This is a genomic window from Pseudomonas sp. Z4-7 (assembly GCF_051131965.1).
GTDB lineage: Bacteria > Pseudomonadota > Gammaproteobacteria > Pseudomonadales > Pseudomonadaceae > Aquipseudomonas.
The window spans coordinates 4,955,418-4,978,816 of sequence record NZ_CP071642.1 but is presented as its reverse complement, the minus strand read 5'-3'; the positions used below and the strand labels follow the sequence as shown (position 1 = coordinate 4,978,816).

19 protein-coding genes are annotated in these 23,399 nt (G+C 61.0%); 15 read left to right on the top strand and 4 right to left on the bottom strand.

Annotation, left to right across the window (positions count from 1 at the left end; genetic code table 11):
- Positions 1 to 40: 40 nt before the first annotated feature.
- The 4 genes from der (at position 41) to J3P91_RS22295 (ending at position 4,193) form a co-directional block, all read left to right on the top strand.
- The gene (gene der, locus J3P91_RS22310) at positions 41 to 1,513 is read left to right on the top strand and encodes a ribosome biogenesis GTPase Der (protein ID WP_434571979.1); all 1,473 of its coding nucleotides are present in this window, start codon (positions 41 to 43) and stop codon (positions 1,511 to 1,513) included.
- A gap of 268 nt (positions 1,514 to 1,781) precedes the next feature.
- Positions 1,782 to 2,930, top strand: coding sequence for a pyridoxal phosphate-dependent aminotransferase (locus J3P91_RS22305; RefSeq protein WP_434601773.1), 1,149 nt, complete (start codon positions 1,782 to 1,784; stop codon positions 2,928 to 2,930).
- Positions 2,918 to 3,712, top strand: coding sequence for an amidohydrolase (locus J3P91_RS22300; RefSeq protein ID WP_434601772.1), 795 nt, complete (start codon positions 2,918 to 2,920; stop codon positions 3,710 to 3,712). The genes J3P91_RS22305 and J3P91_RS22300 overlap by 13 nt, the downstream gene beginning before the upstream one ends.
- 64 nt (positions 3,713 to 3,776) lie before the next feature.
- Complete coding sequence (locus tag J3P91_RS22295; RefSeq protein ID WP_434571984.1) at positions 3,777 to 4,193, top strand: hypothetical protein; 417 nt, start codon at positions 3,777 to 3,779, stop codon at positions 4,191 to 4,193.
- A gap of 182 nt (positions 4,194 to 4,375) precedes the next feature.
- Here J3P91_RS22295 and leuA read toward each other — a convergent pair whose 3' ends face one another.
- The 3 genes from leuA to xseA form a co-directional block, all read right to left on the bottom strand.
- Positions 4,376 to 6,055, bottom strand: a complete 1,680-nt coding sequence (gene leuA, locus J3P91_RS22290; RefSeq protein WP_434601771.1) for a 2-isopropylmalate synthase — start codon at positions 6,053 to 6,055, stop codon at positions 4,376 to 4,378.
- Positions 6,056 to 6,501: 446 nt separating this feature from the next.
- Entirely contained in the window at positions 6,502 to 7,323 is an 822-nt protein-coding gene (locus J3P91_RS22285; protein WP_434601770.1) for a peptidoglycan DD-metalloendopeptidase family protein, read from the bottom strand.
- 3 nt (positions 7,324 to 7,326) lie between these two features.
- Positions 7,327 to 8,706 (bottom strand): exodeoxyribonuclease VII large subunit, encoded by a 1,380-nt coding sequence (gene xseA / locus J3P91_RS22280; protein WP_434601769.1) that lies wholly within the window; start codon positions 8,704 to 8,706, stop codon positions 7,327 to 7,329.
- A 207-nt stretch (positions 8,707 to 8,913) separates the two neighbouring features.
- On the opposite strand from xseA, the gene J3P91_RS22275 reads away from it, so the two are divergent.
- The 11 genes from J3P91_RS22275 to J3P91_RS22225 all read left to right on the top strand — a co-directional run bounded on the left by J3P91_RS22275 (position 8,914) and on the right by J3P91_RS22225 (position 20,827).
- Entirely contained in the window at positions 8,914 to 9,801 is an 888-nt protein-coding gene (locus J3P91_RS22275) for an MBL fold metallo-hydrolase (RefSeq protein ID WP_434571990.1), read from the top strand.
- A gap of 163 nt (positions 9,802 to 9,964) precedes the next feature.
- Positions 9,965 to 10,207: a YdcH family protein gene (locus J3P91_RS22270; protein WP_434601768.1), complete on the top strand. Its 243-nt coding sequence runs from the start codon at positions 9,965 to 9,967 to the stop codon at positions 10,205 to 10,207.
- A 13-nt stretch (positions 10,208 to 10,220) separates the two neighbouring features.
- The gene (gene cyoA, locus J3P91_RS22265) at positions 10,221 to 11,153 is read left to right on the top strand and encodes a ubiquinol oxidase subunit II (RefSeq protein ID WP_434601767.1); all 933 of its coding nucleotides are present in this window, start codon (positions 10,221 to 10,223) and stop codon (positions 11,151 to 11,153) included.
- Positions 11,154 to 11,156: 3 nt separating this feature from the next.
- Entirely contained in the window at positions 11,157 to 13,130 is a 1,974-nt protein-coding gene (cyoB, locus tag J3P91_RS22260) for a cytochrome o ubiquinol oxidase subunit I (protein WP_434601766.1), read from the top strand.
- A gap of 3 nt (positions 13,131 to 13,133) precedes the next feature.
- Positions 13,134 to 13,748 (top strand): cytochrome o ubiquinol oxidase subunit III, encoded by a 615-nt coding sequence (cyoC, locus tag J3P91_RS22255; protein ID WP_434571996.1) that lies wholly within the window; start codon positions 13,134 to 13,136, stop codon positions 13,746 to 13,748.
- Positions 13,749 to 14,078, top strand: coding sequence for a cytochrome o ubiquinol oxidase subunit IV (gene cyoD / locus J3P91_RS22250; RefSeq protein ID WP_434571998.1), 330 nt, complete (start codon positions 13,749 to 13,751; stop codon positions 14,076 to 14,078).
- Between the two features lie 130 nt (positions 14,079 to 14,208).
- Positions 14,209 to 14,976, top strand: coding sequence for a sulfite exporter TauE/SafE family protein (locus J3P91_RS22245; RefSeq protein WP_434601765.1), 768 nt, complete (start codon positions 14,209 to 14,211; stop codon positions 14,974 to 14,976).
- Positions 14,977 to 15,045: 69 nt separating this feature from the next.
- On the top strand, positions 15,046 to 15,594 hold the full coding sequence (locus J3P91_RS22240; RefSeq protein WP_434601764.1) for a sugar ABC transporter ATPase: 549 nt from the start codon (positions 15,046 to 15,048) through the stop codon (positions 15,592 to 15,594).
- A gap of 241 nt (positions 15,595 to 15,835) precedes the next feature.
- A complete protein-coding gene (guaB, locus tag J3P91_RS22235) occupies positions 15,836 to 17,305 on the top strand; it encodes an IMP dehydrogenase (RefSeq protein ID WP_434601763.1) in 1,470 nt (489 codons plus the stop codon).
- 79 nt (positions 17,306 to 17,384) lie between these two features.
- Positions 17,385 to 18,962 (top strand): glutamine-hydrolyzing GMP synthase, encoded by a 1,578-nt coding sequence (gene guaA, locus J3P91_RS22230; RefSeq protein ID WP_305499016.1) that lies wholly within the window; start codon positions 17,385 to 17,387, stop codon positions 18,960 to 18,962.
- 251 nt (positions 18,963 to 19,213) lie between these two features.
- Positions 19,214 to 20,827, top strand: a complete 1,614-nt coding sequence (locus tag J3P91_RS22225) for a Fic family protein (RefSeq protein ID WP_434601762.1) — start codon at positions 19,214 to 19,216, stop codon at positions 20,825 to 20,827.
- Between the two features lie 57 nt (positions 20,828 to 20,884).
- Here J3P91_RS22225 and J3P91_RS22220 read toward each other — a convergent pair whose 3' ends face one another.
- Positions 20,885 to 22,957 (bottom strand): TerD family protein, encoded by a 2,073-nt coding sequence (locus J3P91_RS22220; protein WP_434601761.1) that lies wholly within the window; start codon positions 22,955 to 22,957, stop codon positions 20,885 to 20,887.
- Positions 22,958 to 23,399 lie beyond the last annotated feature (442 nt).

Genomic DNA, 23,399 nt, shown 5'->3' with positions numbered 1-23,399 from the left:
CGGCTTTTGTATTTTCTGAAATAACGAAGTGGAGAGCCGCATGGTTCCCGTAATCGCCCTGGTGGGCCGACCGAACGTCGGCAAGTCCACCTTGTTCAACCGCCTGACCAGGACTCGCGACGCTATCGTCGGCGACTTGTCCGGTCTGACCCGTGATCGCCAATACGGTGAGGCCAAGTGGCAAGGGCGTACCTATATTCTGGTCGACACCGGCGGCATCTCCGGTGATGAACACGGCATGGACGAAAAAATGGCCGAGCAGTCGCTGCTCGCCATCGAAGAAGCCGATGTGGTGCTGTTCCTGGTAGACGCCAAGGCTGGTTTTACCGCCGCCGACCAGATGATCGCCGAGCATTTGCGCAAACGTAACAAGCGTTCATACGTCGTTGCCAACAAGGTCGACAATATCGACCCCGACATGGCTCGTGCCGAGTTCGCACCTTTGGGCATGGGCCAGGCGATTCCGATCGCCGGTGCCCACGGTCGCGGCATCACCCAGATGCTTGAAATCGCCCTGGCTGATTTCCCCAAGGACGATGAAGACGAGCCGGAAGAGGGCGAGGAAGAAGTCGTTGCCGAGGGCGAGGAAGCCAAGCGCATTCCGGGTCCGAGCGAAAAGGACGGCATCAAGATCGCTATCATCGGCCGCCCGAACGTCGGCAAGTCGACGCTGGTCAACCGCATGCTCGGTGAAGACCGGGTCATCGTCTACGACCAGCCCGGCACTACCCGTGACAGCATCTACATTCCCTTCGAGCGTAACGAAGAGAAGTACACGCTGATCGACACGGCCGGTGTGCGCAAGCGCGGCAAGATCCACGAAGAAGTCGAAAAATTCTCCGTGGTCAAAACCCTGCAGGCGATCAAAGACGCCAACGTGGTGATCTTTGTGATGGACGCCCGCGAAGGCGTGGTCGATCACGACTTGAACCTGCTGGGCTTCGCCCTGGAAGCCGGTCGTGCACTGGTCATCGCGATCAACAAGTGGGACGGCATGACGCCGAGCGAGCGCGATTACGTCAAGGTCGAACTGCAGCGTCGGCTGTTCTTCGTCGACTTTGCCGACATCCACTTCATCTCGGCCCTGCACGGTACCGGCGTGGGCAACCTCTACGCCTCGGTGCAGAACTCGTTCAAGTCGGCGGTTACCCGCTGGCCGACCAACCGCCTGACCCAGATCCTCGAAGACGCGGTCGGCGAGCATGCGCCACCGATGGTCAACAACCGCCGGATCAAGCTGCGCTACGCCCACTTGGGCGGTGCCAACCCACCGATCATCGTGATCCACGGTAACCAGATCGAGAAGGTGCCCAAGTCCTACGTTCGTTATCTGGAAAACACTTACCGTCGCGTCTTGAAGCTGGTCGGTACGCCGATCCGCATCGAGTTCAAGGGCGGCGAGAACCCGTACGAAGGCAACAAGAACACGCTCACCGACCGCCAGGTCAACAAGAAGCGCCGCTTGATGTCGCACCACAAGAAGGCCGACAAGAAGCGCCGCGACAAGCGCTGATCCTGGCTTCTCAGGACCGCTTTTGTGCCGAGGGAGCTTGCTCCCGCTGGGCTGCGCAGCAGCCCCTGCGTTTTGTCTGATGCACCGCTGTGGTGGATACATCTTGGGGCTGCTTCGCAACCCAGCGGGAGCAAGCTCCCTCGCCACGGTGTTCGGCAACAATTGAAGAGGGTGCCCACGGGGCACCCTTTTTCATGCCCGGCGATTGGGCTATCCTCGACCTCTCCCGCGCCGCGCCAGAGCCGGGTGCAGACCCAGGGAACCCTCGATGATCACCAGCAAGTTGCCGAATGTCGGCATCACCATTTTTACCCAGATGTCCCAGCTTGCCGCGCAGACCGGTGCGCTGAACCTGTCCCAGGGGTTTCCCGATTTCGATGGCCCGCAGGCCCTGCGCGATGCAGTGGGCCGGCATATCGCCCAAGGCCACAATCAATATTCGCCGATGACCGGCCTGCCAGCCCTGCGCCAGCAGATCGCGGCAAAGATCGCCCGCAGCTATGGCGCCAGCGTCGACGCCGATCAGGAAGTCACCGTGACCCCCGGCGCGACCCAGGCGATTTTCTGCGCCATCGCGGCGGTGGTACACAGCGGCGACGAAGTGATCGTCTTCGACCCAGCGTACGACAGCTACGAACCTGCCGTGCAACTGGCCGGCGGGCGTTGCGTACATGTGCAACTGGGCCTGGATGATTTTGCCATCGACTTCCAGAAGCTTGGCGAAGCCCTGAGCCCGCGCACACGGATGATCATCCTCAACACGCCGCACAACCCCAGCGGCGCATTGATCAGCCGCGCCGAGCTGGACCAGTTGGCGGCGTTGATTCGCGATCGCGACATCTACCTGATCAGCGATGAGGTTTATGAGCATCTGGTATTCGACGACGTGCCCCATGTCAGCGTCCTTGCCCACGAAGAACTCTACCGCCGTGCCTTCGTCGTCAGTTCGTTCGGCAAGACCTACCACGTCACGGGCTGGAAAACCGGCTACGTCGTCGCGCCAGCGGCCCTGACGGCGGAGCTTCGCAAGGTGCACCAGTACGTCAGTTTCTGCGGCGTGACACCGTTGCAATACGCGTTGGCCGACTACATGGCCGAGCATCCGGAGCATGTCGATGAACTGCCGGATTTCTATCAGGCCAAGCGCGACCTGTTCTGCGATCTGCTGGCGCCGTCGCGCTTCACTTTCAAGCGTGTCGCCGGTACGTATTTCCAGTTGGTGGATTATTCGCAGATCCGCCCGGACCTCAATGACGTCGACATGGCGCTCTGGATGACCCGCGAACACGGCGTGGCGACCATTCCGATCTCGGTGTTCTACCAGAACCCGCCGCAGGGCCAGCGCCTGGTGCGCCTGTGTTTTGCCAAACGCGAGGAGACGCTGCGCGAAGCGGCGGAAAAACTATGCGTGATCTGAGCGCGTTGCCCAACCTGAACATTGCCTTGATCCAGACTACGCTGGCCTGGCATGACCGCCGGGCCAACCTGGAACATTTCGACGCGCTGCTCGAACAGGCGCGCGGGGCGGACCTGATCATCCTGCCGGAAATGTTCACCACCGGTTTTTCCATGGAGTCCGAGGCCCTGGCCGAGCCGGAGAACGGCCCCGCCAGCCAATGGCTCAAGGCCCAGGCGGCAAAGCTGGACGCCGTGATCACCGGCAGCGTGATCATCCAGGCCGCCGACGGCAGCCATCGCAATCGCTTGCTGTGGGCGCGTCCGGATGGCGAGGTGCTGCATTACGACAAGCGTCATCTGTTTCGCATGGCCGGCGAGCACAACCATTACACACCGGGTGACCAGCAGGTGTTGTTCGAGCTCAAGGGCTGGCGGATTCGGCCGCTGATCTGCTACGACCTGCGCTTCCCGGCGTGGAGTCGCGATGCCGAGGACACCGACCTGTTGCTGTATACCGCCAACTGGCCGGGCGCCAGGCGTCAGCACTGGAACCGGCTGCTGCCGGCACGGGCCATCGAAAATCTCTGCTATGTGGCGGCGGTGAACCGGATCGGCACCGACGGCAAGGGCTTCGCTTATACCGGTGACAGTCAGGTGCTGGACTTCCAGGGCGAGACGCTGCTCAGTGCCGGCGAGGCCGACGGCGTGTTCATGGTGTGCCTGAGCGCGGCGGACCTGGCAGCGTATCGCACACGCTTTCCGGCGAACCTGGACGCTGATCGCTTCGAATTCGTATATTGAAACGATTCAGCCCTCAAGGAACGGTATTGCACGCCGATAACAGGTCAGCCAAGGAGGAGTCCCCATGACCAGTATCAGCGCAACGACCGTAAACCCATATCCGCTGTCGGCCCCCAAAGTCTCCATCAGGGGCGCCGAGGAAGAGAAAGCCGTCAGTCCGGTGGTATCGCCTGACACCGGCGAAGACAAGGACAAGGAACTGAAAGTCGACACCAGCGGGGCGAATATCGCTGGTGTTGGCGGCAGCAATGGCAGCAATATCATTGAGCAGTTGAAGAAGCAGATCGAGCGGACCGAAAAGTTGCTGGCCGATCAGCAGGCCCAATTGGCCCGCGTGCAGAAAAGCCGGGCCGACGAGGAGCAGAAAGCCCAGCAGGCCATGGCGATCCAGACCCAGATCATGGGGACCCAGGCCACATTGCAGACCCTTCAGGCCGCGCTGCTGCAGGCGATGACGGTTTCGATCGATACCCATGCCTGATATTTGTGTTGCCTGTTAGGCCGCTATCGCGAGCAAGCTCGCTCCCACATTGTTTTGCATAACGCCGACCATTGTGGGAGCGAGCTTGCTCGCGATGAGGCCCTGACAGACAGCACAAACCACCAGCCAAACAAAAGGCCCCGAGGTTCACACCCCGGGGCCTTTTGTTTTTCAGCGACCGATCAAGCCGCCTTGGCTTCCGGCTGGCTCAGCGAGCGGTTCAGCGCACTGAACAGCGCCTTGAAGCTCGCCGTGGTGATGTTTTCATCGATTCCCACGCCGTGCACCGCACGTTCGCCGTTGACGCGCAGTTCGATGTACGCCGCAGCCTTCGCGTTGGTGCCGGCGCCGATGGCGTGTTCGTTGTAGTCCATGATCTCCACCGGAATCGGCAGCCCGGCCACCAGCGCTTCCAGCGCGCCGTTGCCTCGGCCACGCCAGTGCAGGTTGGTCTCGCCCTGGCCCTTGCTGGCGACTTCCACTTCCACGGCGCTGTTGCCGTTCTCTTCCTGCAGGCGATGGCTGACCAGCGCGTACGGAGTGTTGGCTTGCAGATATTCGCGCTGGAGCAGGGCGTGGATCTGCTGGGCAGTCATTTCCAGGCCCAGGCGATCGGTTTCACGCTGTACCACCTGGCTGAACTCGATCTGCATGCGACGCGGCAGGCTGATGCCGTATTCCTGCTCCAAGAGGTAGGCGATGCCGCCCTTGCCCGACTGGCTGTTCACGCGGATCACCGCTTCGTAGCTGCGGCCGATGTCGGCCGGGTCGATCGGCAGGTACGGTACTTCCCACAGGGTGTCCGGTTTCTGCTGGGCGAAGCCCTTGCGGATTGCGTCCTGGTGCGAGCCGGAGAACGCGGTGTGGACCAGGTCGCCGACATACGGGTGACGTGGATGGACCGGGATCTGGTTGCATTCCTCGACGACTTTGCGCACGCCGTCGATGTCGGAGAAGTCCAGCTCAGGGTTGATGCCCTGGGTGTAGAGGTTCAGCGCCACGGTCACCAGGTCGACGTTGCCGGTGCGCTCGCCGTTGCCGAACAGGCAGCCTTCGACACGGTCGGCGCCGGCCATCAGGCCCAGCTCGGTGGCGGCCACGCCGGTGCCACGGTCGTTGTGGGTGTGCAGGCTGATGAGCACGCTGTCACGCCGGGTGATGTTGCGGTGGAACCACTCGATCTGGTCGGCGTAGATGTTCGGGGTGGCGACTTCGACGGTGGCCGGCAGGTTGAGGATCACCTTGCGCTCAGGCGTCGGGTTCCACACTTCGATCACCGCGTCGCAGACTTCCTTGGCGAACTCCAGTTCGGTCGCGCTGAAGGTTTCTGGCGAGTACTCGAACTGCCATTGGGTTTCCGGCTGCTGGGCGGCGTATTTGACGAACAGCTTGGCCGCGTTCACGGCGATTTCCTTCACGCCTTCCTTGTCCTGGTTGAACACGATGCGGCGAAACGACGGGCAGGTGGCGTTATACAGGTGGACGATGGCTTTCTTCGCGCCACGCAGGGACTCGAAGGTGCGAGCGATCAGGTCTTCACGGGCCTGGGTCAGCACCTGGATGGTGGTGTCGTCCGGGATGTGGCCTTCTTCGATGAGGGTGCGCACAAAGTCGAAGTCAGTCTGCGAAGCGGCCGGGAACGATGCTTCGATTTCCTTCACGCCCACTGCAACGAGGGTTTTCCAGAAGCGCAGTTTCTTGGCCGCATCCATCGGTTCGATCAGCGACTGGTTGCCATCGCGCAGGTCGGAGCTGCACCAGATCGGCGCGGCGGTGATGGTCTTCGATGGCCAGGTGCGATCCGGCAGGTTGATGGTCGGGAAGGCGCGGTACTTCGAAGACGGGTCTTTGAGCATGCTCATGGGGAAATCCTTATTGTCGTGGCCGGAAAGAGGCGGCCTGCCGGTGGTTCGAACGGGTTGGCTTCACGCCTGGACGAGGTGCCGCGATTCAGCCCGGCAGTCGTGCGCTGACGAGGCACAGGCTGCGGTGCTGGCGAAGCTGAATGAGGGTGTGAGAGGTTTTCATGCCCTCAACCCTAACCGCGTGGCCGAGGGGTTGCAAGCAGTCGGGAAAAATTGGGAGAAGTTCTGTTTTTGGGTGGGTTTGCGAGATTTAATCGCTGGTTTCTCGATTAAATATTATGGAAATTGCGTTGATGTTTTGAGCTTGGCAATTTCTGAGATGGAGGCGATACGACTGCCGTCTTCGCGAGCAGGCTCGCTCCCACATCAGGTCCGTAGCGCGACGCGGATCCCTGTGGGAGCGAGCCTGCTCGCGAAGAGGCCAGTAGCCGCACCGCAATTACTCAGGGCTGAAACGCCCCGATAAAGATCGCCGGATCCACCCGCGCATCATTCAGGCTGATGTTCCAGTGCATGTGCGGCCCGGTCGCACGGCCCGTGGCGCCGACTTTGCCGACCACGGTGCCGCGCGCCAGTTGCTGGCCGACCTTCACGTCGATCTTCGACATGTGGCAGAACATGCTGATGAAGCCTTGGCCATGGTCGACGAACACGGTGTTGCCATTGAAAAAGTAGTTGCCGGTGAGGATCACCTTGCCGGCGGCCGGGGTCTTGATCGGCGTGCCGGCGGGCACGGCGAAGTCCAGGCCGGAATGAGGGTTGCGCTCTTCGCCGTTGAAAAAGCGGCGCACCCCGAACTTGCTCGACAGCGGGCCGTTCACCGGTTTGTCCAGCAGCAGGTTGCTGGGGATATTGGGGCTGAAGCTGCGGTAGGCCTTCAACTGCACCGCAAGCTCGGCCTCGATGCGCTTCAGATCCGCCGGGTCCGGATTGACCTGGCGCTTGTTTTTCAGGGTGATGTGCTGCTCGGGGTATTTCTTGTAGCCAACCACGAAGGGCTGGGTGGCGCCGCCACTGCTGATCTGCTGGGTGCCGGGTTGGACGGTCAGCGGAATGCCGACAATTGCCAGCCAGTTCTGCTGTTCCTTGACCACCAGCACCGGTTTGCCCTGGTACGTGGCTTTCGGCGCCTGGGCCGCGCTGCCCAGATCCACCACGGCCACGCCGCCGGGCACCGGCTTGTTCAGCAGGCGAGTGATGTAGCTGTCAGCCTGGGCGTTGGCGGCGAGGCACAGCAAGAGCAGCGGAGCGAGAAATCGCGGCATGAATCAATCCAATAGAGAAAGGGTGACCGGTGTCAGGTGATTGTCTTCGACCCGCACTAGCAGTTCGCCTTCGCCGAGCCTGGCGGTCAGGCGCTGGCCGGTGCGGGTTTGCCCGGCGTTGCGGATCGCATGGCCGCGTTCGTCGAGCAGGATGCTGTAGCCGCGACCAAGGGTCGCCAGCGGGCTGACGATATGCAGCGTCTGCATCTGGTTGTGCAACTGTACGCGGCGGGTTTTCAGGCCTTCGCGCATGGCTCGGGGCAGGCGTTCGGCGAGGCTGTCGAGGCGATGGCGCAACATGGCCAGCTGACGGCCCGGATGTTGCCCGGCCAGGCGGGTTTCCAGGCGAATCAGGCGTTCGCGGCGGGTATTGAGGCTGCGTTCGAAGGCCCGGCGCATGCGCATGTCCAGGTCGTCGAGGCGCTGGGCTTGCTGGCGCAGGCGTTCACCGGGGTGACGCAGGCGGCGAGTGAGGCCTTCGAGGCGCAACTGGTCGCGCATCAGGCGGTCGCGCATGCGCATCACCAGGCGCCGGTGCAGGCTTTCGACCCGGCGCACCAGGTCGCCGGCGTCCGGTGCGAGCAGTTCGGCGGCGGCGGACGGAGTCGGGGCACGCACATCGGCGACGAAATCGCTGATGGAGACGTCGGTCTCATGGCCTACCGCGCTGACGATGGGCGTGACGCAGGCGTCTACCGCACGAGCCACGGCTTCTTCGTTGAAGCACCACAAGTCTTCCAGCGAACCGCCGCCCCGGGCCAGGATCAGCGCATCGAAGCCTCGGGCATCGGCCAGTTTCAGCGCGCGGACGATCTGTGCGGTGGCTTCACGGCCCTGCACGGCTGTCGGAATCAAGGTCAGGGAGATCTGCGGCGCGCGGCGACGGAACACGCTGATGATGTCGCGGATCACCGCGCCGGTGGGCGAACTGATGATGCCGATGCGTTGCGGATGGGCCGGCAGCGGTACCTTGCGCTCGGCACTGAACAGGCCTTCAGCGCTGAGCTTTTCCTTCAGGGCGTCGAACGCCAGGCGCAGGGCACCATCGCCGGCCGGCTCCACGGTGTCGAGGATCAGCTGATAGTCGCCACGGCCCTCGAACAGCGAGACCTTGCCGCGTACCTTCACCGCCAGCCCGTCTTTCAATGCCTGGCGCACCCGCGCGGCGTTCTGTCGGAACAGCGCGCAACGCACCTGGGCGCCGCTGTCCTTGAGCGTGAAATACACGTGGCCGGAGGCGGGGCGGGCGAGGTTGGAAATCTCGCCCTCGACCCAGATGTTGCTGAACACGTCTTCGAGCAACACCCGCGCACGGCCGTTGAGCTGGCTGACAGTCAGGACCTCGCGGTCCAGGCCCAGTCGGGCAAAGGGATCTTTAATCATGGGCGGCATGATAAGGGGATTCGCTTGCGAATCTCCATGTATGTAGAAATTTCCTCCTGCGTACCGCCAGTCAAGCGGAGTCGTCTGCTTCGAGCGAGCCCGTTCCCACCGCTTGTGTGTTGCGCCGCCCGTCGCCTGCGCGGAATTCACCGCGCCTGCTTCCAGTCGATTTCAAGAGACAAATATCCCCGCGAAAGGAGGCCATCCATGCGTATCCATCACCTGAACTGCGGATGCATGTGCCCGGTAGGCGGGGCGCTATTCGATGGTTACAGCCGGGGGCTGACGGCGTGCCTGGTGTGTCATTGCCTGCTGATTGAAACCGACACCAACGGCCTGGTCCTGGTGGACACCGGGTTTGGCCAGCGGGATGTGCAGACGCCGCAACGGCTGAGCCGATTCTTTCGAGTGTTCAACAACATCCAGTTCGAGCATCGCCTCACGGCTTTGGAGCAGGTGCGGCGCTTGGGTTTCGAGGCCAACGATGTACGGCACATCCTGCTGACGCACCTGGATTTCGATCACGCCGGCGGGCTCCAGGATTTTCCCCAGGCCCGGGTGCATGTGATGCGCGACGAGATGGCGACGGCCCGCAGCGCCGACACCTGGATAAGTCGACGACGGTTCCAGGCGCGGCAGTGGCAGGGCGTCGATAGCTGGGAGTTCTATGCCCCCGAAGGCGATACCTGGTTCGGTTTCGATTCGGTGCGCGCGCTGATCGGCGCCGAGGAAGAGGACATTTTCCTGGTGCCGCTTCAGGGGCACACCGCCGGACATGCCGGGATTGCCCTGCGCACTCCGGACGGTTGGCTGCTGCACGCCGGTGATGCCTATTTTTTCCATGACGAGGTCCATCAACCCGAGCGCCATTGCCCACCGGGGCTGAGGTTCTACCAATACATGATGGACACCTACCGTTCGGCACGGATGCGCAACCAGGATCGCCTTCGCGAGTTGGCGCAAGTCCAGAACGGGCACGTCGAGATTTTCTGCAGTCACGATGCCAGGGAATGGGAGCGGGCCGTAAACCAGGCGCACACGGTGCGGGTGGATTCCACCGCTATGTCGCCGGCCGCTGGCAGACAATCTTCCTGAGCCGCCCAGGCGAAAAAACAGCTTTCCCTTTTGCCCACGTCTCGTGGGCTTTTTTTTTGTCGGCAGTGCCGTTCGTCACCGTTTCCGGATGTTTCTCTCAACTTAGCCGGAGGGGGCAATTCTAAAAATCGTGTACCCAACAACACTGCTAAAGGAGAAGGCCATGCCTGCTTCTCATGATCTCTACCAAGATTTGAATTGCAGCAAAGAGACGGTCCAACAGCGTCGCCAGCAAGACCCGGAACTTGCTCGGCTGCTGGACGAATACACGGACGTGGATAACCAGGTCCTGGCCGCCGAATCGATATCGGCGGGCAACGTCGAGGATGATGACATCCGCAGACTCAAGGAACAGCGTCTGTCGATAAAAGACAAGATCGCTCAGCAACTGACAGCCACTCAATAAGCGAAGCGTAGACATGCGAACTCGACTGCCTTGGCATTTATCAAGGTTGTTGCTGGTCGGCGGGATGCTGTTGCTTGGCGGTTGCGACATGGTGTTGTTCAATCCCAAGGGACAGGTCGGCGTTGACCAACGCAACTTGATCATTCTCTCGACGCTGTTGATGTTGCTGGTGGTGGTGCCGGTCATCGTCATGGCGTTGGTCTTTTCCGTGAAGTATCGCGCCTCCAACACCAAGGCCAGGTACACGCCGGAGTGGGCCCATTCACGCAAGATCGAAACGGTGGTCTGGGGCGTCCCGTTGGTGATCATCATCATTCTCGGCGTGGTTACCTGGAAGTCGACCCATGCGCTGGATCCGTACCGACCGCTGGATTCGGACGTCAAGCCGCTGGTGGTGCAGGTCATCGCGACCGACTGGAAATGGCTGTTCATCTATCCGGAGCTGGGCATTGCCTCGGTCAACGAACTGGCCATGCCACTGGACACACCGGTGAATTTTCGCGTGACCTCGGACGGCGCCATGACCTCGTTTTTCATTCCGGCGCTGGGCGGGCAGATCTATGCCATGGCCGGCATGCAGACCCAACTGCACCTGATCGCCAACGAGGCCGGGGAGTACCGGGGCATCGCCGCCAACTACAACGGCCCGGGTTTCTCCGACATGCATTTCCGGACCCTCGCCACCGATGCGGCGGGCTTCGACAAGTGGGTCGCCGGCGTGCGGGCAGGGCAAGGACGGTTGGACAAGGACAGTTATGCCCGACTTGCCAAGCCGACGTTCAAGCACCCGGTTGAACATTACTCATCGGTCCAGCCGGACTTGTTCCAGAGCATTATCGACAAATACGAAGGCATGAATCGTTCCCGTGAAGTCGAGCATCGCATGCACGACATGCAGGGCAGCATCGGGTCTCCCGTCGGGACTCAAAGATCAGCGCAGGAGTAGGACATGTTTGGAAAACTGACGCTTGAGGCGATCCCGACGGATGAGCCGATCATCATGTGGACGCTGGCGGTGGTGGGACTGGTCGTCTTGGCCGGCATGGGTGCCATCACCTACTACCGCAAATGGACCTATCTGTGGAAAGAGTGGTTTACCTCGGTGGACCACAAACGCATCGGCGTGATGTACATCGTCGTGGCGCTGGTGATGCTGCTGCGCGGTTTCTCCGACGCGATCATGATGCGCACGCAACAGGCCATGGCGTCCGACGGTTCGCCCGGTTACCTGCCGCCGGAACACTACGACCAGATATTCACTGCCCACGGCGTGATCATGATTTTTTTCATGGCGATGCCGCTGGTGGTGGGCTTGATGAACATCGTCGTGCCGTTGCAGATTGGCGCCCGGGACGTGGCGTTCCCGTTCCTCAACGCGTTGAGTTTCTGGCTGTTCGTGGCCGGCGCGATGCTGGTGAATGTTTCCCTGGCGGTCGGCGAGTTTGCGCGCACCGGTTGGGTCGCCTATCCGCCGTTATCCGGGTTGTCCTATAGCCCCGGGGTCGGGGTGGACTACTACATATGGTCATTGCAGATATCCGGCGTCGGGACGTTGCTCACCGGGGTAAATTTCTTCGTCACCATCCTGAAAATGCGTACGCCGGGCATGACCCTTTTCCGCATGCCGGTGTTTACCTGGACGGTACTGTGCACGGCTGTGCTGATCCTGGCGTCATTCCCGATCCTCACCGCGACGCTGTTCATGCTCAGCCTCGACCGCTATCTGGACATGCACTTCTTCACCAACGAGCTGGGCGGCAACCCGATGATGTACGTCAACCTCATCTGGGCCTGGGGCCACCCGGAGGTGTACATCCTGATCCTGCCGGCGTTCGGTATTTTCTCCGAGGTGGCCTCCACGTTCAGCCGCAAGCGCCTGTTCGGTTATCACTCGTTGGTGTGGGCGACGATTGTCATTACCATCCTGTCGTTCATCGTCTGGGTGCACCACTTCTTCACCATGGGTTCGGGGGCGAGCGTCAACGCGTTCTTCGGCATCATGACCATGATCATCGCCGTGCCCACCGGGGTGAAGATATTCACTTGGCTGTTCACCATGTATCGGGGGCGCGTGCGCTTCGAAACGCCGATGCTGTGGACCGTCGGCTTCATCGTCACTTTCAGCATCGGCGGCATGACCGGGGTGCTGCTGGCGGTGCCCGGGGCGGATTTCCTGCTGCACAACAGCTTGTTCCTGATCGCGCACTTCCATAACGTGATCATCGGTGGCGCCGTGTTCGGCTACCTGTGTGGCCTGACTTACTGGTTCCCCAAGGCGTTCGGCTTCAAGCTTCACGATCGCCTGGGCCGGGCGGCGTTCTGGTGCTGGATTGTCGGTTTCTACTTCGCCTTCATGCCGTCCTACTTCCTTGGCTTCATGGGCATGACCCGGCGCCTCAACCATTTCGACGTACCCGAATGGCGGCCCTGGCTGGAGCTGGAGTTGCTCGGCGTCGGCATTATCCTCTGCGGCGTGGTCTGCCAGATCCTGCAGTTCTATTTCAGCATTCGCCAGCGTCACCAGAACCGTGACCTGACAGGCGATCCGTGGGACGGTCGCACCCTGGAATGGTCCACCGCCTCGCCGCCGCCGTTCTACAACTTCGCCCAACAACCGGTGGTGGAGGGCATCGACGCCTACTGGGGCATGAAGGAACGCGGCCAGAAGACCGCCGTCGAAGCCGACTTCCAAGCCATCCACATGCCGCGTAACACCGCGATGGGCCTGGTCATCAGCCTGTTCAGCCTGATCATGTGCTTCGCCCTGGTCTGGCATATCTGGTGGCTGGCCATCGTCGGGCTGGTTGCGACCATCGGTGGGGTGATCTGGCGCAGCGCCGATGACGACATCGATTACTGCGTGCCCGCCGAAGAGGTAGCGCGCATCGAAAACCAACGTATCAAGGCACTGGCGGAGGCTTGATCCATGTCCAATCTCGTTCAGCCACACGCCACCGCGCCGGAATCCGAACACGGTCACTCGGACGCAAGCTCCATGACCCTGTTCGGGTTCTGGATCTACCTGATGACCGACTGCATTCTGTTCGCAACGCTATTTGCGACCTATGCGGTACTCGGTCAGAGCGTCGCCGGCGGGCCCGGCGCCGCCGATATCTTCGAATTGCCCTACGTCCTCACGGAAACTTTCATCCTGCTGTTCAGCAGCATCACCTACGGCTTCGCCATGCTCGCGCTGAGCGCCGGGAACAAGCAGAAGGTATTGGCCTGGCTGGGCCTGACGTTTGTCCTCGGCCTGGCGTTCATCGGCATGGAAATCCATGAGTTCCAGAAACTCATCGCCGAAGGCTACGGCCCCAACCGCAGCGCCTTTCTCACCGGCTTCTTCACGCTGGTGGGTACTCACGGCCTGCACGTCGCCACGGGGCTGCTGTGGATGGCCGTGCTGATGTTCCAGGTGCAACGCAACGGCCTGACCACCGTCAACGCCACCCGCCTGGGCTGCCTGAGCCTGTTCTGGCACTTCCTCGACGTGGTCTGGATCTGTGTGTTTACCGTGGTCTATCTGTTTGGAGTGATGTAAATGAGCAGTCATCAGAGCAGCGTCGATGCCAGCCACGGCAGCGCAAAATCCTACCTCACCGGGTTCGTTCTGTCGGTCATCCTCACCGTTATCCCGTTCGCCCTGGTGATGTATCCCACATTGCCCAAGCCCATGACGGCCGGGATCGTGGCGATCTTTGCGGTGATCCAGATCGTTGTGCACCTGATCTATTTCCTGCACCTGAACTTCTCACCGCAACAACGCTGGAACCTGACGGCCCTGGTGTTCTCGACCGTGGTGATTGCGCTGTTGGTGGGGCTGTCGCTGTGGATCATGTACAGCGTGCATCACAACATGTTGGCGCATTGAGCGCAGGGGGCATCTGGCACGCGGGCGCCTGCGGCAAGCCGTGTGTTCGCGATGGCGCACCACGGTAATAGTGGATATGCCGCAATAAATCTGGCTAAAGTCGCCGGTGCTCTCAACAAGGACGTGCCGGATGGATCTTTTCTCGTGGTTGGGTGAGTGGGCGTTCGCCCCCACGCAATGGCTGGTGATCGGGCTGGCCATTACCCTGGCCTACATCGTGTTCGGCATCGCCGGGTTCGGCACGGCGCTGGTGGCCGCGCCGATCCTGCTGCTGTACATGCCGCTGGCGAAAATCATCCCGCTGCTGGTGCTACTGGATTTTGTCGCGGCATTCGGCAACCTGTTGCCGTCGCGTCGGGATGTCGCCCGGCCCGAGTTGCTGCGGTTGTTGCCGTGCATGGCAGTGGGTTGCACCCTCGGGGTGATTTTCCTGCTCAACCTCAAGTCCGACCTGTTGCTGTTGTTGATGGGCCTGTTCATCAGCGCCTATGCGGTCTACAGCCTGTGGATAAAGACCCGGCCGACGCAGCTGTCGGCGCTGTGGGCGCTGCCGATGGGCACGGTCGGCGGAATGTTCGGCGCGCTGTTTGGCAGCGGTGGCTTTTTATATGCCATTTATTTGAATAGCCGGTTATCCAAGGAGGCGGCCCGGGCGACCCAGAGTGCGCTGATCAGTTGCAGCACGGTGGTGCGCTTGAGCCTGTTCATCGTCGCCGGGGTGTATGCCGAGCTACCCTTGCTGGTACTGGCGCTGTGTTTGTTGCCGGCCATGGCGCTAGGGCTGTGGGTTGGGCGCCGCTTGACCATGAAGATGTCGCGAGAGGCGTTTGTGCGACTGGTCACCTGGCTGGTGCTCGCCAGCGGCCTGGCATTGATCGGGCGCTATCTGAGTGCTTGACCTGGCCGGGCCAGGGATTAAGCTGCCGGCCTTTTATAAGACCCGCCAGGGAAACAGCCAGGCCTCGCCATGAATTCGCAAAGCATCATCGTCCCGAAAATTTCCACCTTGCCGGTTCACGAGCCTCGGGCTCGGGCGATCGTGCGCTGGCTGGTGCGCAAGAACATCGTCGAAGAGCAATTGACCACTTGCGGTCGCACTGGCAATCGCATGGCTCACGCCATCGCCCCCGGCGCCCGCCAGGTGGTCCTGCATCCCGACGCGTTGCCGTTCGGCGAACCGGCCAACGGCCTGGAGATCATCACCAAGCGCTGCATCTACACGCCGGCCAAAGGCTTTCTTGAAGAGGCCGGCTGCGCCGAGTGCCGCAAGGAAATTGGCGAAGCGCTGTTCGAAAGCCTGGAGGAGTGGATGCCGGGTCGCACCGACAACTTCACCTGCCCTGAATGCGGGCATGAAGATGACATCAACGGGTTCCTGTTCCTGCAACCCTGCGCCTTCTCCAACCTGGGATTCATCTTCAATAACTGGCTGGAGGCGGGGTTCAAGCAGGAGTTCGTCGATGAATTCGCCGATTGGCTGGACCAGCCGGTGAGTTGGGTGAGGGTGGAGTTGTAAGGGCAAACGCAGTAACCCATGTGGGAGCGAGCCTGCTCGCGAAGGCGGCACATTCAATACTGAGTTGGCTGATCCACCGCTATCGCGAGCAGGCTCGCTCCTACAGGGAATGTGTTGGTAAATCAGAAATGTTTCAGCCCCTGAATCACCCCGCCGATAATAGACAGAGTTTTACATTGAGCCAGACGGGGTCCATGAGTATAATGGCGCGCTTCCATTTTCCCGCTCGGGAGCCCCCGCGATGCTGCGTATCAGCCAAGAAGCTCTGACCTTCGACGACATTCTCCTAGTGCCCGGTTATTCCGAGGTACTGCCTAACGAAGTCAGTCTCAAAACCCGTCTCACCCGTGGCATCGAACTGAATATCCCGCTGGTTTCCGCCGCCATGGACACCGTGACCGAAGCCCGTCTGGCCATTGCCATGGCCCAGGAAGGCGGTATCGGTATCATTCATAAGAACATGACCATCGAACAGCAGGCCGCCGAAGTGCGCAAGGTCAAGCGGTTCGAGGCTGGCGTAGTCAAGGATCCGATCACCATCGAGGCTGACGCCACGGTCCGGGATCTGTTCGAACTGACCCGCATGCACAACATCTCCGGCGTTCCGGTGCTGCACGATGGCGACTTGGTCGGCATCGTCACCTCCCGTGACGTGCGTTTCGAGAATCGCCTGGACGCCAGCGTTCGCCAGGTGATGACGCCGAAAGAGCGTCTGGTCACGGTCAAGGAAGGCACCAGCAAGGACGAAGTCCGCGAATTGCTGCACAAGCACCGCATCGAGCGCGTGCTGATCGTCGACGACAAGTTCGCCCTCAAAGGCATGATGACCGTCAACGACATCGAAAAAGCCAAGGCCTATCCGCTGGCAAGCAAGGACGACCAGGGTCGTCTGCGCGTTGGCGCGGCGGTCGGCACCGGCAAGGACACCGGCGATCGCGTCGCCGCCCTGGTCAATGCCGGCGTTGACGTGGTGGTGGTCGACACTGCCCACGGTCATTCCAAAGGCGTGATCGACCGCGTTCGCTGGGTCAAGCAGAACTTCCCTGACGTACAGGTGATCGGCGGCAACATCGCCACCGGCGAAGCCGCCAAGGCCCTGGCCGGAGCTGGCGCCGACGCGGTCAAGGTCGGTATCGGCCCTGGCTCGATCTGCACCACCCGCATCGTTGCCGGTGTCGGCGTGCCGCAGATCAGCGCCATCGCCAACGTCGCCGCCGCCCTTGAAGGCACTGGCGTGCCGCTGATCGCCGACGGCGGTATCCGCTTCTCCGGTGACCTGTCCAAGGCCATCGTCGCCGGTGCCTACTGCGTGATGATGGGTTCGATGTTCGCCGGTACCGAAGAGGCGCCGGGCGAGATCGAACTGTTCCAGGGCCGTAGCTACAAGGCCTATCGCGGCATGGGTTCGCTGGGCGCCATGTCCCAGGCCCAGGGCTCTTCCGACCGTTACTTCCAGGACTCCTCCGCGGGTGCCGAGAAGCTGGTGCCGGAAGGCATCGAAGGTCGCGTGCCGTACAAGGGCACCCTGAGCGCGATCATCCATCAACTGATGGGCGGCCTGCGTTCTTCCATGGGCTACACCGGCAGCGCGGACATCGAAGAGATGCGCACCAAGCCGGAATTCGTGCGCATCACCGGCGCCGGCATGGCCGAGTCCCATGTCCACGACGTACAGATCACCAAGGAAGCGCCGAACTACCGTGTAGGTTAAGGCTTCCAGCAAAACGTTAATCACCGGGGCTGTTCATTCAGCCCCGAGTTGTTTCTGATTCACTACATGAGAATGAGTCATGGCCCTCGACATTCACGCTCACCGCATCCTGATCCTCGACTTCGGTTCCCAGTACACCCAGCTGATCGCCCGCCGCGTGCGTGAGATCGGCGTGTACTGCGAGCTGCATCCGTTCGACATGGATGAAGAAGCGATTCGCGAGTTCGCTCCCAAAGGCGTCATCCTCGCCGGCGGCCCCGAGTCCGTGCACGAAGCCGACAGCCCGCGCTGCCCGCAAGCGGTGTTCGACCTCGGCGTACCGGTGTTCGGCATCTGCTACGGCATGCAGACCATGGCTGAGCAATTGGGCGGCAAGGTCGAAGGTTCCGACCTGCGTGAGTTCGGTTATGCCCGTGTCGACGTGGTCGGCAAGAGCCGCCTGCTGGACGGCATTGAAGACCACATCGACGCCGACGGCCTGTTCGGCCTCGACGTGTGGATGAGCCACGGTGACAAGGTCACGAAGATGCCGGAAGACTTCCACATCCTCGCGAGCACCCCGAGCTGCCCGATCGCCGGCATGTTCAACGACGATCGCCGCTACTACGGCGTACAGTTCCACCCGGAAGTGACCCACACCAAGCAGGGCGGCCGCATCCTGTCGCGCTTCATCCTCGACATCTGCGAATGCGAAGCCCTGTGGACGCCTTCCAAGATTGCTGAAGATGCCATCGCCCAGGTTCGCGCCCAGGTCGGCACCGACAACGTATTGCTCGGCCTGTCCGGCGGTGTCGATTCCTCGGTGGTTGCCGCGCTGCTGCACAAGGCCATTGGCGACCAGCTGACCTGCGTCTTTGTCGACAACGGTCTGCTGCGCCTGCACGAAGGCGAGCAAGTGATGGCCATGTTCGCCGAGAACATGGGCGTCAAGGTGATCCGCGCCAACGCTGAAGAGCAGTTCCTGAACAACCTGGCCGGCGAGTCCGACCCGGAGAAGAAGCGCAAGATCATCGGTCGCACCTTCATCGACGTGTTCGATGCCGAATCCTGCAAGCTGGACAACATCAAGTACCTGGCCCAGGGCACCATCTACCCCGACGTGATCGAGTCGGCCGGCGCCAAGAGCGGCAAGGCCCACGTGATCAAGTCCCACCACAACGTCGGTGGCCTGCCGGAAGAGATGAACCTGAAACTGGTCGAGCCGCTGCGCGAACTGTTCAAGGACGAAGTACGTCGCCTCGGCCTGGAGTTGGGCCTGCCCTACGACATGGTCTACCGCCACCCATTCCCCGGCCCGGGACTGGGCGTGCGGATCCTCGGTGAAGTGAAGAAGGAATACGCCGACCTGCTGCGTCGCGCCGACCACATCTTCATCGAAGAACTGCGCAAGGCCGACTGGTACCACAAGGTCAGCCAGGCATTCGTGGTATTCCAGCCGGTGAAATCGGTCGGCGTGGTCGGCGATGGCCGTCGCTACGCCTGGGTCGTGGCCCTGCGCGCCGTGGAAACCATCGACTTCATGACCGCTCGCTGGGCACACCTGCCGTACGAGCTGCTGGAAACCGTGTCCGGGCGGATCATCAACGAAATCGAAGGCATCTCCCGCGTGACTTATGACGTGTCGAGCAAGCCGCCGGCGACGATCGAGTGGGAATAACGGAACCTCAACAGGGGTAACCCCCCTGTTGTCCTGAAATCGATGCAACGTCGATTTTGATCGGAGGGAGAAAGGGGCGGGTTCAGCCTCTTTCTCAGCTCTGACGAGCCGGTTGTTGGAAATAATCGTTTTTGCGCACAGATCTTGTTATCTAATCGTTTTTATCCCATCTTAATCGTTAGCTGACCAGATCAGGCGGCACGACATCATTTTTTAGCCCCTAAAACTCAACTTGTCCGCGGAGGCCCTATATGACCGATTTGCCCGCAGACGCGATAGGCGCCGCCTGGCTGGCCCAAATCTATGATGTGCAGCCTTTGGGGCGATTGCCAGTGATGAGTCAAGTAGGCGGGCGACGCGCAACTCAAGTCACCGATGGCTTTCGTCTGGAGACCTACACCGAGGCGATGCGCCCGGATGCGGAGATTGCTGCACATCTGCAGTTCCATCTGCGCCATGAAGTCCCGCATCTGGAGTTCCTTACCCGTCTGTTCGAGAAGACCGGGCCTGTTTTCGTCCAGGACTGGGTTACGGTCGAGCCTACTGGGCAGTACGCGCGTCGTGCTGCGTTTCTATATGAATGGCTGACCGGAGACGCTCTGGTCGTGCCCGAGCGCTTAGGCGGCAATTATGTCGATGCCATTGACGAAGCCAAGCTGGTGTCGGCATCCCGCGACCAAGTGGTGAAAGTGCAGCGCTGGCGGGTAAATGACAACCTGCCCGGCACGCGTGAATTCTGCCCCTGCGTGGTCAAGACCGAGGCGGTAATGCGTGCGGTCGAACTGGACGTTCCACGCCTGTTCGTTGAACTGACAGACGAGTTCGGCGAGGATCTGCTGATGCGGTCGGCGGTCTGGATGACGCTACGCGAGAGCAAGGCCAGCTTCGCCATCGAAGGCGAGGCCGACCGGGTAGGGCGGGTGCAACGCTTTGCCGACGTAATGGCGCGTCGTACAGGGCAAGGTGCGGTCCCATTGAGCAATGCCGCGCTGGCAGAGTTGCAGCAGGAAATTCTCGGTGATCGGACGACGATCACTCACTTCGGCGTGCGTCAGTCTCCGGTTTTCGTCGGCGAAACGGTGCGCTACGAGCAGGTCGTTCATTACGTCGCCCCGGCGGCCGATGAAATCGACGCGATGCTTGAAGGGCTGGGAGTGTTCCTCGAAAGGACGCAGGGCCAGTCGCCGGTAATGCGCAGCGCAGTCGCAGCCTTTGGTTTCGTCTATATACACCCGCTCGCTGACGGCAACGGTCGTGTGCACCGGTTTTTGGTCAACGACGTACTGCGACGCGACGGCGCGATTCCGGATCCGGTAATTCTGCCGATCTCAGCGGTCATTACAGATGACGTGGGCGAGCGCCGCAGCTACGACCGGGTGCTGGACCAGGTGTCCAAGCCGCTCATGCAGGCTGTACGCGAGCGAGTAGTCTTCGAGCCCATGCAGGCCACCTATCCAGATGGTGTGGTGTCGAACTTCTCTTTTCAGGGCGCTGACCAGGCCCGACCGCTGTGGCGTTATCCGGATCTCGGACCTCATACCGTGTTTCTGGCCAATATCATTGGCCGGACGTTGACTGAGCAGATGCGCGAAGAGTCTCGTTATCTGCGCAGCCACGCGCGGGCGCGGGCGGTGCTGAAGGAGGTGGTCGAGATGCCCGATCACCAGGCGGATCGAGTGCTGCGCTCAATCGAGCAGAATCGCGGCGAGTTGAGCAATGTGCTTGCCAAGGAAATGCCTGTCCTGCAACAGGTCGGGGTGTGGGCTGAAATCGTTGACGCCGTCTCGCGGGCGTTTGCGGAGGACGGCGGAGCGGGGGTTGCTGTGATTGATCGATATCGTCCGGGGAAGCCCGTCGACCGCTGAGGCCCTTCATGCGAAGTTCGTTACGCCCGGATTGGATGGCAACGGCTGGCTTAGCTATTAGAGAAATTGTGATCGAATCAAGTCCGTATCGAACGGAGTTACCCCTTGATGAGGCGCAAATACCGCCTGTGCCTGTTGTGGCGAAGCCACCCGTTCTCCTCGGGCTCGTGCATGTAAATCGAACAGCGTCTCCAAATCCGGACGTGGTGTATGCACCAAGGCCCGCAGCATCAACGATATCCCACTCAGGTTGTTCTGAACGTTGTTCCACCGCGGCGATGACGTGAGCCCCAGATCGGCCCAAATCACGCGCCTCTCCTGCAAATCCATCACGAATGGCAGGCAGATCCCGGTGTCGGATGCGATATCGAGACGGTCGATCACGGATCGCGGTTCGAATACTTCACCCGATGCCACGTCGGCACGGGCCATCCAGCCAGTGAAGCACTCGGGGAGATCGCAGTACGGCTGCTCGGTGAATGAGTTGATCGACGTGACCACGTAGCGGATTCCCTTCTCGACGAGGGCGTCAAGGTCGAGATCGATGAACTCCGAAGCCCCGTGGGGTGCATCGATGATATCACCGCTGTGATAGCCGCCGAACCCCTTCAGGTTGTAGTACGCGACAGTTTGCGTGAACACGAAATTGGCGTCGAAAAATGCGGCGGACAAGTCGATGTCCGTGCGCTCACGGCCGTTCTTCCACCACAGGAACAGGCGAATGAAACGCGTGTCAGGCATAGGCAACCGGCTGCCTCGCACCAGTGTACGCAGCGACTTCGATGCGGCACGTTGTGCCAGCGGCACCCTGTATTCGCGCAGTGCGGGATCGATGAAACAGCGGCCTAGCGGCAGCAGCGATGCAAAACGCTTTATGAGAGCGTCCTGGCAAATTTGGGCTGCACGCGCCAACACTTCTGGTGTGAGAGGTTCGCGCCGATCCTCGATGCCGTAGATCTTGGCCAACGCCCCTTTCGGCGTGAAAGCCCGCAAGGGCAGGGGGCGCGGGGCTCGTACTTGGGCCAGCAGCTGCAACAGGATAGGTGTGGACACTTGTACCGCGACGGTCTCGAACGCGTCGAGTACAGCGTCTGCTTCGGTCGCGCGGCGCAAGGTCACATCCAGTCGTCGTGCGAACTCACCGGGACGCTCCTGCAATAAGGGCGTAAGCGCGGCGATCTGACGCTGGGCAAGCATTGTTTCGACACGTGATCCAAACGAGGCCGGCGGGTCGTTGCGGCGCGCTGCCGTGATGGCGGCGAGTGCTCGTGGATACTTATCGGCGTACTCCCCCGGATGCAGTACTTCGGCCAAGCGTTTCCAGCGTTCGGCATGACGCATCACATCCTCCCCGGCGTTGGGTGCGCGATCGAGTAGGCGCAACAGCAGACGGCGCGTCGCGCGCTTCATCGCTGTGAAACGTGACGAAGCTGTCGCCAGTGACACGTCGCCTCCACTCAGCGCGACCGCCAGTCGTAGCACATCTGTCGCCGTTTCGACGTTTTGTTCCAGGAATACGTCCACCCGTGCATCGCCGGCTACATGCAGGAGCAATGCGCCGCCAACCAGTGCGCGAATCTCCCGGAACGGGACGGCCTCAGGCAGCAGACGGAACACATCGCTTCTGTACGCTCGGATAAACCAGACGACATCGGCTGTTTCCACTTCGGAGAGCGAGGTGCGCGATGAAACCAGCGGCTCGAGCAATGATTCGAACTCGGAGACGCTGCCCAGTTCGAGAACTCGGGATATGAAGTTTCCTTCAAGCATCACAGGTCGAGAGTGTTCGCTCGGAGGCAAACGCCAAAGCGTGAGGTAGTGAATGACGGCGTTAAGGTACAACTCCGCCGCTGAGGCTGACAGAACCTGCTCTGGAAAGTCAGGATAAAATGGCTGGTGGTGCACATGAGCGCCGGTCTGTCGCCGAAGCACTCCGATAACGTCGCGCAGCCAGTTCGTGAGTTCTGCCGCCGAGAGCATGCCGATTTGCTCGATCAGTGGCTCCGATAGCACGCATCGGAACGCTGCTATTTCCTGGACAGCCGACGCGACCTGAGCGCGAGTTGCACCGCCGGTGCCCTCAGGAACGTGAACCTTTGTACGACGACGCAAAAACAGCTCCTGATCCATGCTTGATGTCTTTCCTTGGCCGTCGTAGTGAGTGAGTGGCAGCGTCACGTCGCGTCGATGTAAAAACGCCTGCAAGAAGCAGGCGCGGTGTGGAGAGCGGAACCCCTAGATCATAGGAGGTTAGAAGGAAGGTGTTCCATAGCCACGGAGGCATTCTAAGGGAGGTTGTTCCTGTTTGTCAGGCTGCTCACATATCTTGAACCATTACCGGCACAAGAGCGGAGAAAGGAGCCCCGCCAATTTCGAGATTCAAGGAGTCGCCCTCTGCGCATCGTGTTGATCGGCTGCAGGCCAGAGGCAACTGTCCGCCTACCGGGAACGTATTGGATGTGGCCTAGGTGGCGTTGCAGGTCAGCGTGGCGAAAGAAGGCCGGTGAATGCCTGGCATGGCTTTCAAAGAGCTGGAGGCTTTGGTTGGGAGGCAGTCCTGAACTCGTCAACG